Source organism: Streptomyces glaucescens, from assembly GCF_002154375.1.
GTDB lineage: Bacteria > Actinomycetota > Actinomycetes > Streptomycetales > Streptomycetaceae > Streptomyces > Streptomyces glaucescens.
The window spans coordinates 2,029-16,602 of the sequence record NZ_MUND01000070.1; the positions used below are offsets into that span (position 1 = coordinate 2,029).

The 14,574-nt window shown below is 73.8% G+C and carries 15 protein-coding genes and 1 pseudogene; 9 read left to right on the top strand and 7 right to left on the bottom strand.

Annotated features, from left to right (window positions below; all coding sequences use genetic code 11):
* Window positions 1-132: 132 nt before the first annotated feature.
* Window positions 133-1,302, bottom strand: coding sequence for an elongation factor Tu (gene tuf / locus CCN42_RS05590; RefSeq protein WP_086733381.1), 1,170 nt, complete (start codon window positions 1,300-1,302; stop codon window positions 133-135).
* A 325-nt stretch (window positions 1,303-1,627) separates the two neighbouring features.
* Here tuf and CCN42_RS05595 point away from each other — a divergent pair, with 325 nt between their 5' ends.
* Window positions 1,628-2,395, top strand: coding sequence for a TVP38/TMEM64 family protein (locus tag CCN42_RS05595; protein WP_086169850.1), 768 nt, complete (start codon window positions 1,628-1,630; stop codon window positions 2,393-2,395).
* A gap of 4 nt (window positions 2,396-2,399) precedes the next feature.
* On the opposite strand, the gene CCN42_RS05600 is transcribed toward CCN42_RS05595, so the two are convergent.
* On the bottom strand, window positions 2,400-3,569 hold the full coding sequence (locus CCN42_RS05600) for a thiolase family protein (RefSeq protein ID WP_086733406.1): 1,170 nt from the start codon (window positions 3,567-3,569) through the stop codon (window positions 2,400-2,402).
* 141 nt (window positions 3,570-3,710) lie between these two features.
* Between CCN42_RS05600 and CCN42_RS05605 the strand changes: the two genes are divergently transcribed.
* Complete coding sequence (locus CCN42_RS05605) at window positions 3,711-4,181, top strand: winged helix-turn-helix transcriptional regulator (RefSeq protein WP_086733383.1); 471 nt, start codon at window positions 3,711-3,713, stop codon at window positions 4,179-4,181.
* Window positions 4,182-4,711: 530 nt separating this feature from the next.
* On the opposite strand, the gene CCN42_RS42470 is transcribed toward CCN42_RS05605, so the two are convergent.
* The 3 genes from CCN42_RS42470 to CCN42_RS05620 are packed head-to-tail and all read right to left on the bottom strand — an operon-like array spanning window position 4,712 to window position 6,995.
* On the bottom strand, window positions 4,712-4,879 hold the full coding sequence (locus CCN42_RS42470; protein ID WP_158102064.1) for a hypothetical protein: 168 nt from the start codon (window positions 4,877-4,879) through the stop codon (window positions 4,712-4,714).
* Window positions 4,876-5,802: a DUF6807 domain-containing protein gene (locus tag CCN42_RS05615; RefSeq protein ID WP_086733385.1), complete on the bottom strand. Its 927-nt coding sequence runs from the start codon at window positions 5,800-5,802 to the stop codon at window positions 4,876-4,878. The genes CCN42_RS42470 and CCN42_RS05615 overlap by 4 nt, the downstream gene beginning before the upstream one ends.
* Window positions 5,799-6,995, bottom strand: a complete 1,197-nt coding sequence (locus tag CCN42_RS05620; protein WP_086733387.1) for a Gfo/Idh/MocA family protein — start codon at window positions 6,993-6,995, stop codon at window positions 5,799-5,801. The genes CCN42_RS05615 and CCN42_RS05620 overlap by 4 nt, the downstream gene beginning before the upstream one ends.
* Before the next feature lie 308 nt (window positions 6,996-7,303).
* On the opposite strand from CCN42_RS05620, the gene CCN42_RS05625 reads away from it, so the two are divergent.
* From CCN42_RS05625 to lnt, 5 genes are all read left to right on the top strand, one after another.
* The gene (locus CCN42_RS05625; protein ID WP_086733389.1) at window positions 7,304-8,179 is read left to right on the top strand and encodes an undecaprenyl-diphosphate phosphatase; all 876 of its coding nucleotides are present in this window, start codon (window positions 7,304-7,306) and stop codon (window positions 8,177-8,179) included.
* Window positions 8,180-8,337: 158 nt separating this feature from the next.
* Window positions 8,338-8,517 carry a hypothetical protein gene (locus CCN42_RS05630; RefSeq protein ID WP_086733391.1) on the top strand — a complete coding sequence of 60 codons (180 nt, stop codon included), beginning with the start codon at window positions 8,338-8,340 and terminating at the stop codon, window positions 8,515-8,517.
* 10 nt (window positions 8,518-8,527) lie between these two features.
* Window positions 8,528-9,097: a chloramphenicol phosphotransferase CPT family protein gene (locus CCN42_RS05635; protein WP_086733393.1), complete on the top strand. Its 570-nt coding sequence runs from the start codon at window positions 8,528-8,530 to the stop codon at window positions 9,095-9,097.
* A gap of 219 nt (window positions 9,098-9,316) precedes the next feature.
* On the top strand, window positions 9,317-9,802 hold the full coding sequence (locus tag CCN42_RS05640) for a nuclear transport factor 2 family protein (RefSeq protein ID WP_086733395.1): 486 nt from the start codon (window positions 9,317-9,319) through the stop codon (window positions 9,800-9,802).
* 67 nt (window positions 9,803-9,869) lie between these two features.
* Entirely contained in the window at window positions 9,870-11,438 is a 1,569-nt protein-coding gene (gene lnt / locus CCN42_RS05645) for an apolipoprotein N-acyltransferase (protein ID WP_086733397.1), read from the top strand.
* Here the strand turns inward: lnt and CCN42_RS05650 are convergent.
* Window positions 11,353-12,267, bottom strand: coding sequence for a Gfo/Idh/MocA family protein (locus tag CCN42_RS05650; protein WP_086733399.1), 915 nt, complete (start codon window positions 12,265-12,267; stop codon window positions 11,353-11,355). The genes lnt and CCN42_RS05650 overlap by 86 nt on opposite strands.
* Window positions 12,268-12,288: 21 nt before the next feature.
* On the bottom strand, window positions 12,289-13,497 hold the full coding sequence (locus tag CCN42_RS05655) for an FAD-dependent monooxygenase (RefSeq protein WP_086733401.1): 1,209 nt from the start codon (window positions 13,495-13,497) through the stop codon (window positions 12,289-12,291).
* A 121-nt stretch (window positions 13,498-13,618) separates the two neighbouring features.
* Here CCN42_RS05655 and CCN42_RS05660 point away from each other — a divergent pair, with 121 nt between their 5' ends.
* Both CCN42_RS05660 and CCN42_RS43670 read left to right on the top strand, forming a co-directional pair.
* A complete protein-coding gene (locus CCN42_RS05660; RefSeq protein ID WP_086733403.1) occupies window positions 13,619-14,236 on the top strand; it encodes a TetR/AcrR family transcriptional regulator in 618 nt (205 codons plus the stop codon).
* Window positions 14,237-14,327: 91 nt separating this feature from the next.
* Window positions 14,328-14,574 (top strand): annotated as a pseudogene (locus CCN42_RS43670) (hypothetical protein); the annotation flags it as partial.

The window sequence follows — 14,574 nt, forward strand, 5'->3', positions numbered from 1 at the left end:
GGGCGGCATGACCGTGTGGGCGAGCACGTGTGGGGAACCGCGCTGACGACGCCGTCGCCGGGCCCGCCCGCCGCCGGACCGCCGACGGGGCCCGCCTGTCGGCACAGCAACCGAGAGGCGGGCCCCGCCGGTTCAGCCGACGGTCGTCACCGTGCCCGCGCCGACCGTGCGTCCGCCCTCGCGGACGGCGAAGCCGAGGCCCGGCTCCAGCGGCACCTCGCGGCCCAGCTCCACCGTCATGGTGACGGTGTCGCCGGGGCGGGCGACCGTGGTGTCGCCGAGGTCGACGGCCCCGACCACGTCGGCGGTGCGGATGTAGAACTGCGGCCGGTAGCCGGTGGCCACCGGTGTCGTCCGGCCGCCCTCGCGGGCCGACAGGACGTACACCCGCGCGGTGAAACGCCGGCTCGGCGCGACGCTGCCGGGCGCTGCGACGATGTGCCCGCGCCGGACCGCGTCGCGAGGCACGCCGCGCAGCAGCAGGGCCACGTTGTCCCCGGCCTGCGCCTCCTCCATCGGCTTGCCGAACGTCTCCAGGCCGGTGACGACCGACTCCACGCCGGCGCCCAGCACCTCGATCCGGTCGCCGAGCCGGACCGTGCCCCGCTCGACGGCGCCGGTGACGACGGTGCCGCGGCCGGTGATGGTCAGCACGTTCTCCACCGGCAGCAGGAACGGCGCATCGAGATACCGCTCGGGCATGGGCACATAGGTGTCCACCGCGTCGAGCAGCGCCTCGACGGACGCCGTCCAGCGCGGGTCGCCCTCCAGGGCCTTCAGCCCGGAGACCCGGACGACCGGGACGGAGTCGCCGCCGTAGCCGTGCGCGGTGAGCAGGTCGCGGACCTCCAGCTCGACCAGGTCGATCAGTTCCTCGTCGCCCGCGTCGGCCTTGTTGAGCGCGACGACGATGTGGTCGACGCCCACCTGCCGGGCGAGCAGGACGTGCTCCGCGGTCTGCGGCATGATCCCGTCGAGCGCGGAGACGACGAGGATCGCCCCGTCGAGCTGCGCCGCCCCGGTGACCATGTTCTTCACGTAGTCGGCGTGACCGGGCATGTCGACGTGCGCGTAGTGCCGGGTGTCGGTCTCGTACTCGACGTGCGCGATGTTGATGGTGATGCCCCGCGCGGCCTCCTCCGGGGCGCGGTCGATGCGGTCGAACGGCACGAACGTGCCGGTGCCGCGTTCGGCGAGGACCTTGGTGATGGCGGCGGTCAGGGTGGTCTTGCCGTGGTCGACATGGCCCATGGTGCCGATGTTGAGATGCGGTTTGGTGCGGACGTACGCCGTCTTGGACATGGCGGTACCTCGAAGTCTCTGCGGAGAAGGCTCCGCGCCGGAGAAGGGGGACCCCGAGGGCTTGCCGACCCTCCCCTGCGGGGTCCGCCGGACGATCCGGGGAGGGTCAGCTTCGGGCGCCGTCGACGGCGGCCGGGAAGACGGGCACGGCAGCCTTCGGGGCATCCGCGACCGCGGATGCTGCGAGAAGGAAGGCGTACCGGAACATGACGCAGATCATTGCCGACGCGTTGTCCCACGTCGAATGGTTTTCCGGGGTGCCGGAACGGGCGGCGGACGGGGACGGTTGCGGCGATCACGCACCTTCGTCGGTTAATGTCACCGGATGCTCGATGCCACCACCCGCTCTGGGGGCACCGCCACGGCCACTCCCCTGGCCGCCGCCTCGGAACTCGCCGTCGCCGTCCCCGCGCCCGCCGGTCTCCCGGCGCGCTGCGCGCGCGTCCTGCTCTCTCCCTGGGCCCGTTTCTCGCTGCTCGTCGCGCTGCTCGTGGCCGCCGCGACCTCGGTGCTGCTGTTCGAGCCGCAGCGGCTGCTCGCGCACGGCTGGCCACCGCAGCTGAGCGGCGCCGCGGCGGCGCTGGTGTTCGCCCTGGCGTACGGCCTGTGCACGGTGGCGTTCGTGCCCCGGCCTCTGCTGAACCTGGCGGCGGGCGCGCTGTTCGGCTCGCAGCTGGGCCTCGGCGCGGCGGTGGGGGGCACGGTGCTCGGCGCGGGGCTGGCGTTCGGGCTGGGCCGGCTGCTGGGGCAGGACGCGCTGCGTCCGCTGCTGCGGGGCCGGGTGCTCACGGCCGTGGACGGGCAGCTGAGCCGGCACGGTTTCCGCTCGATGCTGGCGGTGCGGCTGTTCCCGGGGGTGCCGTTCTCGGCGGCGAACTACTGCGCCGCCGTGTCCCGGATGGGCTGGCTGCCGTTCCTGCTCGCGACGGCGCTCGGTTCGGTGCCGAACACCGCCGCGTACGTCGTGGCGGGCGCCCGCGCCTCGACGCCCACCTCTCCGGCCTTCCTGATCGCGATGGGCTGTATCGCGCTGCCGGCGCTGGCCGGTGCGGTGGTGGCCTGGCGCAAGCGCCACCACCTGCGGGCCCGCTGACCCGTCAGACTCCCTCCAGAATCATCGCGTTGGCGAGTCCGCCCGCCTCGCACATGGTCTGCAGGGCGTAGCGGGCGCCACGCGCGCGCATGGCGTGCACGAGGGTCGTGGTGAGCCGGGTGCCGCTGGCGCCGAGCGGGTGGCCGAGGGCGATGGCACCGCCGTGCGCGTTGACCTTGGCGGGGTCGGCGCCGGTCTCCTGCTGCCAGGCGAGCACCACGCTGGAGAACGCCTCGTTGACCTCGAACAGGTCGATGTCGTCGAGTGTGAGGCGGGCCCTGCGCAGCACCTTCTCGGTGGCCGGGATGACGCCGGTGAGCATCAGCAGCGGGTCGGACCCGGTGACGGCGAAGCTGTGCAGCCGGGCCAGCGGGCGCAGGCCGAGGCGGGCGGCGGTCTCGCTCGACGTGATGAGCACGGCGGAGGCGCCGTCGTTGATGGGGCTGGCGTTGCCCGCGGTGACGTTCCACTCTATCTGCGGGAAGCGTTCGGCGAACCCGGGGTCGTAGTAGGCGGGCCCCAGCCCGGCCAGGATCTCCGGGGTGCTGGACGGCCGTACGCACTCGTCGCGCGCGACCCCGTCCAGGGGTGCCACCTCGGCGTCGAACAGGCCCTGCTCCCACGCGGTGGCCGCCTTGCGGTGCGAGGAGACGGCGAAGGCGTCCATCTGCTCGCGGGTGATCGACCACTTGGCGGCGATCAGCTCGGCGCTGATGCCCTGGGGGACGAGGCCTTCGGGGTAGCGCTCGGCGACGCCGGGGCCGAAGGGGTCCTTGCCGGGAGGCACGTTGGACCACATGGGCACCCGGCTCATCGACTCGACGCCGCAGGCGACGACGAGGTCGTAGGCGCCGGAGAGGACGCCCTGGGCGGCGAAGTGCACGGCCTGCTGGGAGGAGCCGCACTGGCGGTCGACGGTGGTCGCGGGGACCGACTCGGGGAAGCCCGCCGACAGCACGGCGTAGCGCGTGGTGTTCATGGCCTGCTCGCCGACCTGGTCGACGGTGCCGCCGATGACGTCGTCGATGAGCGCGGGGTCGACGCCGGAGCGCTCGACCAGGGTGCGCAGGGTGTGGGCGAGGAGTTCGACGGGGTGGACGTGGGCGAGGGAGCCGCCTGGCTTGCCCTTGCCGATGGGGGTGCGTACGGCTTCGACGATGACTGCGTCGCGCATGGTGCGGGCCTCCTTGGCCGCCGTGGCGAGGGCCGGCGAGCGCGCCGGCCGGCCCACCAGCTCCATTACCAGTGAGTAGGAAATCCGAACTCACCATAGCCGGACGGGTTGGAAAAACAAACCCTCCCCTAGACTGGGGCCATGGCCGCCCCCAAGGACCCCCGCCCCTGCTCGATCGCCGACGCCCTGGCGCTCGTCGGCGAGAAGTACTCCCTGCTCGTCGTGCGGGAGGTGTGTCTCGGCAACGGCCGCTTCGACCAGCTGGTGCGCAACATCGGCGCACCGCGCGACATCCTGGCCACGCGGCTGCGCCGGCTCGTCGACGCCGGGATCCTCACCAAGCGGGCCTACAGCGAACGCCCGCAGCGCTTCGAGTACCGGCCGACCCAGGCGGGCCTCGAACTGGTCCCGGTGCTGCTGACCCTCATGGAGTGGGGCAACCGCCACCTGCGCCCCGACGGCGACCGGCCCATGGTCCACGAGCACACCTGCGGCAACGAGCTGGTCCCGGTCGTCACCTGCCAGGCCTGCGGCGAGCCCGTCCACCACCAGGACCTGACACCCCGTCCGCAGTCCCCGGGCTGGACGGTGGCGGGCCCGACGGCGGCGTGACAACGCCCCGAACCCACCCCTCCAGGCGCCGGCCGGCCGATGAACGGGAACTCTAACGAGTCCGCCGGAGACGATCCCGGCGGACAGCCCGGCCCGCCACCAGCCGGGTCCGGACCGCACGGCGAGCGCCCCCGAAGCACGTCGAGCCGGCCAAGCCGGGGGGCTCAGTGGGCCTCACTCCGCCGCCGTGTCCACGGCGGGTCAGGCTTCTGGAGGAGGCGGGCGTCATCGGCGGAAACCGGGCGGTGACCGACCCGGGGCACTGGGCCAGGGACGGGAAGCGCGCGGTGGCGTCCTACGACGAGGTCATCGAGTTCCGCGCGCGTACGGCCGCCCCGGCTGCTTCATCCGTGTCGCCGTCACCGACGCCGCCTACGAGGCCTTCCTCATGGAGAAGCCGAACGGCATCTCCCGTGCGCCGCGCGTCGACCCGCACCTGGCCATGAGGAAGATCAAGGCCGGTCCATGGCTCCCCGCCGGTGGACGTCCAGCCGCCCGCACATCCCGGACCGCCCGCGCGCGAAGGGCCGTTACGCCTGGACGACGGCTTCGGCGAGGCGGGACACATCGCCGTGTCCGAGCCGGTCCAGCTGGTCCCGGCTGCCGCCGCGGACGCCGTCCGCGGCCGGCCGGTCGTGGACCGACAGCCCGGAGACGGCGATTTCGCTCGGCAGCCCCCGGGAACGGGCGGACCTCACCACGGGTGCGTGTCCAGGTACTCGGCGATCTCCTCCCGCTGCCAGGCCCCGTCGGCCACCACGACCCGGTAGCGGCGCGTGAGCGTGTCGCCGGGCGCCAGCTCCAGTTCGTCGAAGAACGCCCAGGACGGTGCGACGGCGGCGAACGGCTCGTTGCGTACGAACCAGTGGGCGGGGCGGCCCCCGTGCGTCCCCGCGTGGTCGTTCTCCGGGGCGTGCGCGAAGACGAGGGTGGCGTGGCCGTCCACGCCGTCGTGCTCACCGCTGTAGGCGAGCCAGGGCGCCTGCGTGCCCATCAGGGCGGGCCCCTCACCGTCCGGGCCGGTGATCCGCCCGTCCCGGAAGGCGCGCGGGCCGCGCCAGAAGAGGCCGGTGTAGCCCGCCAGCTCCCGGCCGGCGGTGGTCGGGCTGCCGAACAGCAGCGGCTCGCCTCGCCGGTTGGTGATGGCGCTCGTCCAGGTCAGCGCCCATGAGCCACCGGCCGGGTCGATGTCGTGCACCTCGATCCGCCGCAGCTCGTCGGCCCACAGCTCGCCGCTGTGCGGGTGCCAGGTCAGCCGCTCGGCGACCACCGCGCGGTCGCCGTCCGAGGAGACCTCGTCGAACGCGACGTGCGCCATCGAGCCGACCCGCTCGGGCAGGGCCAGGTAACCCTCGCCGGGTACGTAGGAGTTGCCGCCCCACAGGTTGGCCCCGGACAGGTGGGAGGCGGTCAGCTGGAGCCCTTTGTGCCAGCGGTGGTCGTTGGGACGGTAGTCGGTGACCACCGCGCCGGACAGGGTCCGCAGCGGGTGGAGATACGGCTTCGGCGCCTCCCAGGCCGCCTCGGGCCGGTAGACGTAGGCGAGCAGGTCGACGCCGGTCCGCGGCTCGGTCACGGTGATGCGGTCGCCGTGCGTGTGGGTGAGGCGCAGCGCGGTCACGCGGGCACCTCCTGGCTGTCGTCCGCTACGGCGGGGCGGCCCTCGGCGGCTGCGGTGGGTTCGGTGACGCCGGGCGCCCAGCCGGGGGCGCCTCCGTGCAGCTCGGTGTAGTAGGGGTCGCCGGGGCCGATCTCGCCCCGACGCACGGTGGCGTCCGTGAACGCCGACTTGTACAGCGCGGTGACCAGCTCCAGGCTCTTTCGGCCGTCCGGCCCGCTGCTGCGCGGCCGCTCCCCCGCGCGCATGCTGGCGACCAGTTCGCGCAGCTGCGCGAGGTGCGAGCTGGGAACGTCCGGACCGAAGTCCCGCCAGGCGGCCGCCTCCGCCTCGGGCACGTCACGCGCGGGCGTGATCCGCCAGGAGGCGTTGCGGTAGCCGTACAGGTGGGTCAGCTCGATCGTGGCGCGCTCGCAGTCGATCCGGATCCGGCTGACCTCGTCCGGGCTGACCACACTGTTGACGACGGTCGCCAGCGCGCCGTTCTCGAACCGCACCAGGGCGGTGGACACGTCCTCGGTCTCCACGTCGTGCACCAGCCGGCCGGCCATCGCGCGCACCTCGCTCCACGGGCCGAGCACGTCGAGCAGCAGGTCGGTCTGGTGGATGCCGTGGCCCATGGCCGGGCCGCCGCCCTCGGTCCGCCAGCGTCCGCGCCAGGGCACGGCGTAGTAGGCGGTGTCGCGGTACCAGGTGGTCTGGCAGTGGGCGACCAGCGGGCGGCCGAGGGCGCCGTCTGCGAGGAGCCGCCGCACATGGGCGGCGCCGGAGCCGAAGCGATGCTGGAAGACGATCGCGGCGTACGGTCCGCCGTCCGGGCCTTCCTCCGCCTCGACGGCGTCGAAGTCGGCGAGCGAGGGCACGGGCGGCTTCTCGCACCACACCCAGGCCCCGGCGCGCAGCGCGGCGACGGTCTGCTCGCGGTGCAGGGTGGGCGGGGTGCAGATGCAGACCAGGTCGGGGCGCTGTTCGCGGAGCATCCGCGCCAGGTCGGTGTAGGGGTGCGGGATGCCGCCTTCCGCGCAGAACGCCTCGACGGCGTCCGCGTCGACGTCGACCGCCGCGACGACCTCCGTCTCGCCCTCCTCGGCGAGCGCGGCGAGGGCGGGAAGATGCTCGCCGCGGGCGATGGCGCCGGTGCCGATGATCGCGGCGCGGACCGGGCGGCCGGCGAGGGAAGCGGATGTGGGCGGCATGGGTCTGATCAGCACTCCTCGGGGTGGCGAGCCGGGACGGCACCGGCGATAGCAAGCGCTTTCCCTCGCCTGGCAACGTAGGTGCCCGCGCACCGCCCGGTCAACACCCCGAAGCGATCACCCGCGATCCCCTTCGAAACCCCTGTGTCGGGCATGTCATCCGGGGACGCTACGCTGCCCCTCGACACATCTGATCACCGCGCGCGTGGGCCCGGTGTGCCCGCCATCACCGTCCAGCACCGCGCGCGGCGGCCAAGCACGTTTCCCGTCGTCCGTTCCACGATCGGCACTTGGACTCCGTAACTTCCATGTCTTGGTTCGAATCACTCATCCTCGGACTCGTCCAGGGGCTGACCGAGTTCCTCCCCGTGTCCTCCAGCGCGCACCTGCGGCTGACCGCGGCCTTCTCCGGCTGGGACGACCCGGGCGCGGCCTTCACGGCGATCACCCAGATCGGCACCGAGGCCGCCGTGCTGATCTACTTCCGCGAGGACATCGGGCGGATCCTTACGGCGTGGTTCCGCTCGCTCTACGACAAGGCGTGGCGCAAGGACCACGACGCCCAGATGGGCTGGCTGGTGATCGTCGGATCCATTCCGATCGGCGTCCTCGGCGTGACGCTCAAGGACCAGATCGAGGGGCCGTTCCGCGATCTGCGGATCACCGCGACGATGCTGATCGTGGTCGGCGTGATCATCGGCGTCGCCGACCGGCTGGCGGCGCGCGACGAGACGGGCGGCCGGCACCGCGCGATCAAGGAGCGCAAGGGCCTGCGGGACCTCGGGGTCAAGGACGGCCTGATCTTCGGCCTGTGCCAGGCCGCGGCCCTCATCCCGGGCGTCTCCCGCTCCGGCGCCACGATCAGCGGCGGCCTGTTCATGGGCTACCAGCGCGAGGCCGCGGCCCGCTACTCCTTCCTGCTCGCCATCCCGGCGGTGCTCGCCTCCGGCCTGTTCGAGCTGAAGGACGCGATGGAGGGCGGCCATGTGTCCTGGGGGCCGACGATCTTCGCGACGATCATCGCCTTCGTGACCGGCTACGCGGTCATCGCCTGGTTCATGAAGTTCATCTCGACCAAGAGCTTCATGCCGTTCGTCTGGTACCGCATAGCGCTCGGCATCATCCTGATCGCCCTGGTCACGTTCGGTGTCCTGAGCCCGCACGCGGCCGAGTCGGCGCACTGACGCGGCCCGTCGGCGGCGCGCCGCCGGGCACGTCGACGGCGCGCCGTTCCAGCCATGAACGCGGCGGGTTGGCGCGTTCACAGCTCGTGACCAACTCCATACGGATCGAGTAGCCGTGCGGTAGCGCAGTGTCAGTGCGACCGCCTAGGCTTGCCCGCATGTCCCCTGATTCCGTTGCCACTGGTTCCGTGCGCCCTGCGGCCGAGGTGAACGAGCAGATCCGCGCGCTGTGGCTGCGCGCGGGCGGCACCCTGTCGGCTGAGGAGCGCGCGGAGTACGAACTGCTGGTGGTCGAGTGGGCCGCCGCCATGCGGGGCGAGATCATCGAAGCCGCCTGAGAGCGGCGGCATGCGACACCTCGCGGAGGTCCCGCCGCGCCGCGGCCTCGTCGTCCTCCTCAACGGCACGTCGAGTTCCGGCAAGTCGAGCATCGCGGCCGAGCTGCTGCGCATCCTCGACGAACCGTGGTTCCACCTCCCCGTGGACGCCTTCCACGCCCTGCGGTCGGACGTCCCCGTCCCTCCGGACCAACTCGACACCGTCCTGCACCGCACCTGGCGGGGCTACCACCGAGCGGTCGCCGGCCTGGCCGCCGCGGGCAACCACGTCGTGATGGACCATGTGCTGAGCGCCGAGTGGCGCCTGGCGGACTGCCTGTCCGTGCTGGTGCCGAAGGACGTCGTCTTCGTCGGTGTGCACTGCCCCCTGGAAGAGCTGGAGCGCCGGGAACGCACGCGCGGCGACCGACCGGCCGGCCTGGCCGCACGCCAGCTGCGGCAGGTGCACGGGCACGGGCTGTACGACATCGAGGTGGACACCGGTGCCGCCGGCCCCGCCGAGTGCGCCCGCCGGATCAGGGACTTCCTGCCCGTACGCCCCTCCCCGACCGCCTTCGAGAAGCTGCGCGCCACGCGCTGAGCGGGGCACGCGCCGAGCGGGGCACGCGGGTGCGACGGCCCGCCGCCCACGCCCGCGGACGCGCCGGCACCTCGTCGTCCGGCGGATACGGTCGCGTCTCGGACAGCAGCTCCGCTGTCCGGCCGGGCCCGCCCGCCCGCACCACCCGCTCGGAGCCACCGGAGATCGCGCACCGCACGCCCCCTTGGCTCACGGGGTCCGGTGCCCAACACTGAGCCGATGACGCAGCGCGTGGAGCTCGCGACCGTGATGGACCGGCTGGCCGTGGACGGGCTGGTCACCGACTACGCCGTGGCCGTCGACGACGGCGACTGGGAGGCGTACCGAGAACTGTTCACCCCGGACGGGCGGGCGGACTACCGCTCGGCCGGCGGGATCGAGGGCGAGGCGCACAGCGTCGCCGCGTGGCTCGCCGAGAGTCTGCGGGCGTTTCCGGTGCGGCAGCATCTGATCGTCAACCGCCGGGTGCGGTTCGGGGTCCTGGAGCGGGACGCCGGCGACACGGCCCTGGTCCAGGCCGACTACGTCAGCCCGATGGGGTTCGCCGGCGCCGGCGGTGACCCGGCGGCGTCCGGTCTGGTGTGCGGCGGCCGGTACTCGTTCGGTCTGCTGCGGACGGAGGACGGCTGGCGGCTGCGCGAGGTGATCGCGCGGGAGAAGTGGCGCCGGCTGCCCGAGGGCGCGGGGGCCGCTGTGATCAGCTGATCCCGCGCCCCTTGTTTCGAGGTCGTCCACAGCGCGCACACTGGTACCCACCGGCAGAAAGGCGCGTATGAACACGCTCGGACAGTGGCTCGGCATCCCGTGGCGGCGCTCCGTCCTCGCCGCGGCGGCGGGCGCGCTGCCGATGCTCACCTTCCCCGGCCCGTCCCTGTGGTGGCTCGCCTACGTCGCGCTGGTGCCGTGGATCCTGCTGGCCCGCACGGCACCGACCGGACGGCGGGCGCTGCACGACGGCTGGTGGGGCGGGTTCGGGTACATGCTGGCCGTGCACCACTGGCTGCTGCCGAACCTGCATGTGTTCACGTTCGTCATCGCGGCGCTGCTCGGCGCGCTGTGGGCGCCCTGGGGCTGGCTGGTGCGGCGTCTGCTGGGCGGTGCGCCGGGGCGGGGCCGGGTGGCGGGCGCGCTGCTGGTGCTGCCCTCGGGCTGGCTGGCGGTGGAGCTGGTGCGCTCCTGGCAGGGCCTGGGCGGGCCCTGGGGGATGCTGGGCGCCGGCCAGTGGCAGGTGTCCCCGGCGCTGCGGCTGGCCTCGGTGGGCGGGGTGTGGCTGCTGAGCTTCCTGCTGGTGGCGGTGAACGTCGCCGTCGCCGTGCTGGTCGCGGTGCGTGCGGCGCGGGTGCCGGCGGTGGCCGGGCTGCTGGTCGCGGCGGCGGCGGGCTCGGCGGCCTGGGCGTGGGCGCCGCGCCCCGAGGTGCGCGGTGAGGTGCGGATCGCGGTCGTCCAGCCCGGTGTGGTGCACGGCCCGGACCGGCGGTTCGCCCGCGAGGAGGAGCTGACCCGGCGGCTGGCCGGACAGGATCTCGACCTGATCGTGTGGGGCGAGAGCAGCATCGGGTTCGATCTGCTCGCCCGGCCCGACCTGGCCGGGCGGGTCGCGGAGCTGTCCCGGCTGACGGACACGCCGGTCCTGGTCAACGTGGACGCCCAGCGCTCGGACCGGCCCGGCATCTACAAGAGTTCGGTCCTGGTCGGGCCGGGCGGAGTGACCGGCGACCGGTACGACAAGATGCGGCTGGTCCCGTTCGGCGAGTACGTCCCGGCGCGTTCGCTGCTCGGCTGGGCCACCTCGGTCGGCGAGGCGGCCGGCGAGGACCGGCGGCGCGGCACCCGCCAGGTGGTGATGGACCTCGGGGGCGGCCTGCGGATCGGCCCGATGGTGTGCTTCGAGTCGGCGTTCCCGGACATGAGCCGCAGTCTCGCGGGGGCGGGCGCCGACGTACTGATCGCCCAGTCGGCGACCTCGACCTTCCAGCAGAGCTGGGCTCCCGCGCAGCACGCCTCGCTGGCCGCGCTGCGCGCCGCGGAGACCGGGCGCCCGATGGTGCACGCGACCCTGACCGGGATGTCCGCCGTCCACGGTCCCGAGGGGCAGCGGATCGGCTCCTGGCTCGGCACGGACGAGAGCACCGCCGGGGTGTTCGAGGTGCCGCTGGCCACCGGGACGACGCCGTACGTCCGGTTCGGCGACTGGCCGGTGCACGCGGCGCTGCTGGTGCTCGCCGGGTTCGTGGTCGCCGAGGGGGCGGGGGCGGTCAGGCGGCGGAGCCGGAACGCTCCAGGACCGCGTGTACCACCCGCTCGCACAGTTCGTGCGTCGCCAGCGCGTCCCGGGCGCTGAGCACCTCACCGGCGCGGACGGCGTCGAGGAAGCCGAGGACGGCCTGCTCGATGCCGCGCTGCCGGGCCACCGGCACCCAGTCGCCGCGCCGCCGCACGGTCGGCTGGCCCTTGTGGTCGATCACCTCGGCGAGGTTGACCACCTGCCGCTTGGTGTCCTGTCCGGAGACCTCCAGGATCTCCTCGTTGGAGCCGCTGAGCCGGTTCATGACGCCGATCGCGGTGAAGCCGTCCCCGGCGAGCTGGAGCACCACGTGGTGCAGCAGCCCGTCCTGCACCCGGCCGCGCACGGTCACGTCGTCGACGGGCCCCGGCACCAGGAAGCGCAAGGTGTCCACGACGTGGATGAAGTCGTCGAGAATCATCGACCGCGGCTCTTCCGGCAGCCCGACCCGGTTCTTCTGCATCAGGATCAGCTCGCGCGGGTGGTCGGCGCACTGCGCGTAGGAGGGGGCGAGACGCCGGTTGAAGCCGACGGCGAGACTCGCCCCGCGCTCCTCCGCGAGCGTCACCAGCCGCGCGGAGTCGGCGAGTTCGTAGGCGAGCGGCTTGTCGACGTACGTCGGGACGCCCGCCTCCAGCAGCCGGGTGACGATCTCCGGGTGGACGGCCGTCGGGGCGTGCACGAAGGCGGCGTCCAGGTCCTGGGCGATGAGCGAGTCGAGGTCGGCGTGGCGCTGCCCGGCGGGCAGATGCAGGCCGTCGGCGACCCGGGCGAGCGTCGCGGGGGTGCGGGTCTGCAGGTGCAGTTCGACCTCCGGCAGGACGCCGAGCACCGGCAGATACGCCTTCTGCGCGATGTCCCCGAGTCCGATGCAGCCGACCTTCACGTGCTCTCCTCCACCCCGTGACTACCGCGTACCCGTGTGCGTCTCGCGGGTCCCGCCGGTCCCTCGCGTCTCGACGGAAGCATACGGGGGCCGCGGGGGCCGCCAGTCGGCGATGTCGTCGAAGCCGCGCAGGAAGAGAGCGGGGCCGGCCTTGGAGAGGGCGGCGATCACCGTGTCGCGCACGGCCATGCCCGCGCGGTTGCGCAGCATGTTCAGCCGGGCGACCTGGACGGCCCGGCGGGCGATGGCCGTCGTGCGCGGGAGGCGGGCGGCGGTGTACGCGGCGAGGTCGTCGTGGTGGTGGGCCAGCACGATCGCGTCCTCGATGGCCTGGTTGCCGCCCTGCCCGAGGGTCGGGGGCATGGCGTGCGCGGCGTCGCCGAGCAGGGCGACCCGGCCGCTGTGGTAGGCGGGCAGCGGCTGGGCGAGATGGCGTACGTCGTGGCGCAGCACGTCCTCGGGACGGGCGGCGGCGAGCACGGCGGGGATCGGGTCGTGCCAGTCGCCGAAGCGGTGCAGCAGCTCGGCGCGTTCGTCGTCGCAGCGCCCGCCCTCGGGGGTGACGGCGGCGGCGTAGGCGTACACCCGGCCGTCCTTCAGCGGATGGGTGCCCCAGATGCGGCCCCGGCCCCAGGTCTCGTGCGAGGCGAACTCCACGCCGGGCAGCGGGATCATCACCCGCCAGGTGGTGAATCCGGAGTAGACGGGCCCCGGATGCCCGGGGAACAGGGCGCGGCGTACGGCGGAGTGGATGCCGTCGGCGGCCACCACGAGGTCGGCCTCCAGCTCGCCGTCGGGTGTGGTCACGCGGGCCGGGCGGCGGGTGTCGCCCGGGTCGGTGAGGGCGGCCCGGGCGGCCGTGCGGACCGTGCCCTCGGGGAGCAGCGCGGCCAGGTGGCCGATCAGGGTGGCGCGGCCCAGCAGGACCAGGGGGCCGCCGAAGCGCCGCTGGGCCGCGGCGGCGCTGGTCCGGGAGAGCCAGCGGCCGTCGGGGGCGCGCAGTCCGCCGTCGCCCTGCCAGGCGGCCAGGTCGCGGATGGTGGCGCCGAGGCCGATGACGTCGAGGGCGCGCAGGGAGTTGGGGGCCAGGGAGATGGCCGCGCCGACGGGTGCCAGCGAGGGGGCCCGTTCCAGGACGGTGACCCGCGCGCCCCGCTGGTGCAGGGCGACGGCCGCGGTGAGGCCTCCGATGCCGCCGCCGATCACGACGGCGCGCGTGGGCTGTGCCATGGCTCCTCCTCGTCACGGGGCTGTCTCGCCGACAGCCGTCCGACTACACCTGTAGTGCCGACTGGCTCCGAGCGTACTACAGCCGTAGTGCGGCGCGAAGCGTGCCGGTAGGTTGGCCTCCATGTCCGAACGCACCGCCAGCGGCGCCGCCTCCCGCGCCGGCCTCGTCGCCGACACCGCCCTCGCCCTGCTCGCCGAACGCGGCATGCGCGGGCTGACCCACCGGGCGGTCGACGAGGCGGCCGGGCTGCCCCAGGGCTCCACGTCCAACCTGGCCCGCACCCGGCAGGCGCTGCTGGAGCTGGCCGTACGGCGGCTCGCCGACCGGGAGGCGCGGGTTCTGGCGCTGCACGAGATGCCGGATCCGCACGGCGGCCTCGACGCGCTGGCGGACGGGCTGGCCCTGGCCACCCACCGCGCGCTCACCGGCAACCGCGAGCTGACCCTCGCCCGTTACGAGCTGGCCCTGGAGGCGACCCGGCGCCCCGAGCTGCGGGCGTACTTCGACGCCACGGGCGCCCGCTTCCGCGACCAGCTGCGCGCCCTCGTCACCGGGATGGGCTCCACCAGCCCGGACCGGCATGTGCTGTCCCTCGTCGCCTGGGCGGACGGGCTCGTGTTCAGCTGCGTCGCGGGCTCGTTCAGCACCCGGGTGCCGAGCCTGGACGACATCCGGGCGGATTTGCGGGAGCTGCTGGACGGCATGCTGGGCGACGCGCGTCAGCCTCGCGGGGCGTGAACCCTTCGTACGGGGGCGGAGAACACCCGCACGGCCTAACGCCCGCCTCGTCCGTGGTGCCCGGGAAGGCCGAAGCCGTCATTGTTGCCGGGTGCATCGAACGACGACCACCGCAACGCTCCTGATCACCGTGGCCGTCTCGGCCCTCTCGGGCTGTACGACGGTCTCTGGACGGCCCGCGCCCGAGCCGTCGCTGCCCGCGTCACCGCTCCCCGGCGTGCGGACCGGACCGCAGGCGGTGCAGGCGCCCGCCCAGGAGGCCCTGGAACGCGTCGGACCTCCACGGCAGCGGGAGCGCTCCACGCCCGGGTCGCCCGCGCCGGACGTGACCGCGTCCA

Coding starts and splice junctions, on each gene's coding strand:
- tuf (WP_086733381.1), bottom strand. CDS start 1,302: ATGTCCAAGACGGCGTACGTCCGCACCAAACCGCATCTCAACATCGGC.
- CCN42_RS05595 (WP_086169850.1), top strand. CDS start 1,628: ATGCTCGATGCCACCACCCGCTCTGGGGGCACCGCCACGGCCACTCCC.
- CCN42_RS05600 (WP_086733406.1), bottom strand. CDS start 3,569: ATGCGCGACGCAGTCATCGTCGAAGCCGTACGCACCCCCATCGGCAAG.
- CCN42_RS05605 (WP_086733383.1), top strand. CDS start 3,711: ATGGCCGCCCCCAAGGACCCCCGCCCCTGCTCGATCGCCGACGCCCTG.
- CCN42_RS05620 (WP_086733387.1), bottom strand. CDS start 6,995: ATGCCGCCCACATCCGCTTCCCTCGCCGGCCGCCCGGTCCGCGCCGCG.
- CCN42_RS05625 (WP_086733389.1), top strand. CDS start 7,304: ATGTCTTGGTTCGAATCACTCATCCTCGGACTCGTCCAGGGGCTGACC.
- CCN42_RS05630 (WP_086733391.1), top strand. CDS start 8,338: ATGTCCCCTGATTCCGTTGCCACTGGTTCCGTGCGCCCTGCGGCCGAG.
- CCN42_RS05635 (WP_086733393.1), top strand. CDS start 8,528: ATGCGACACCTCGCGGAGGTCCCGCCGCGCCGCGGCCTCGTCGTCCTC.
- CCN42_RS05640 (WP_086733395.1), top strand. CDS start 9,317: ATGACGCAGCGCGTGGAGCTCGCGACCGTGATGGACCGGCTGGCCGTG.
- lnt (WP_086733397.1), top strand. CDS start 9,870: ATGAACACGCTCGGACAGTGGCTCGGCATCCCGTGGCGGCGCTCCGTC.
- CCN42_RS05655 (WP_086733401.1), bottom strand. CDS start 13,497: ATGGCACAGCCCACGCGCGCCGTCGTGATCGGCGGCGGCATCGGAGGC.
- CCN42_RS05660 (WP_086733403.1), top strand. CDS start 13,619: ATGTCCGAACGCACCGCCAGCGGCGCCGCCTCCCGCGCCGGCCTCGTC.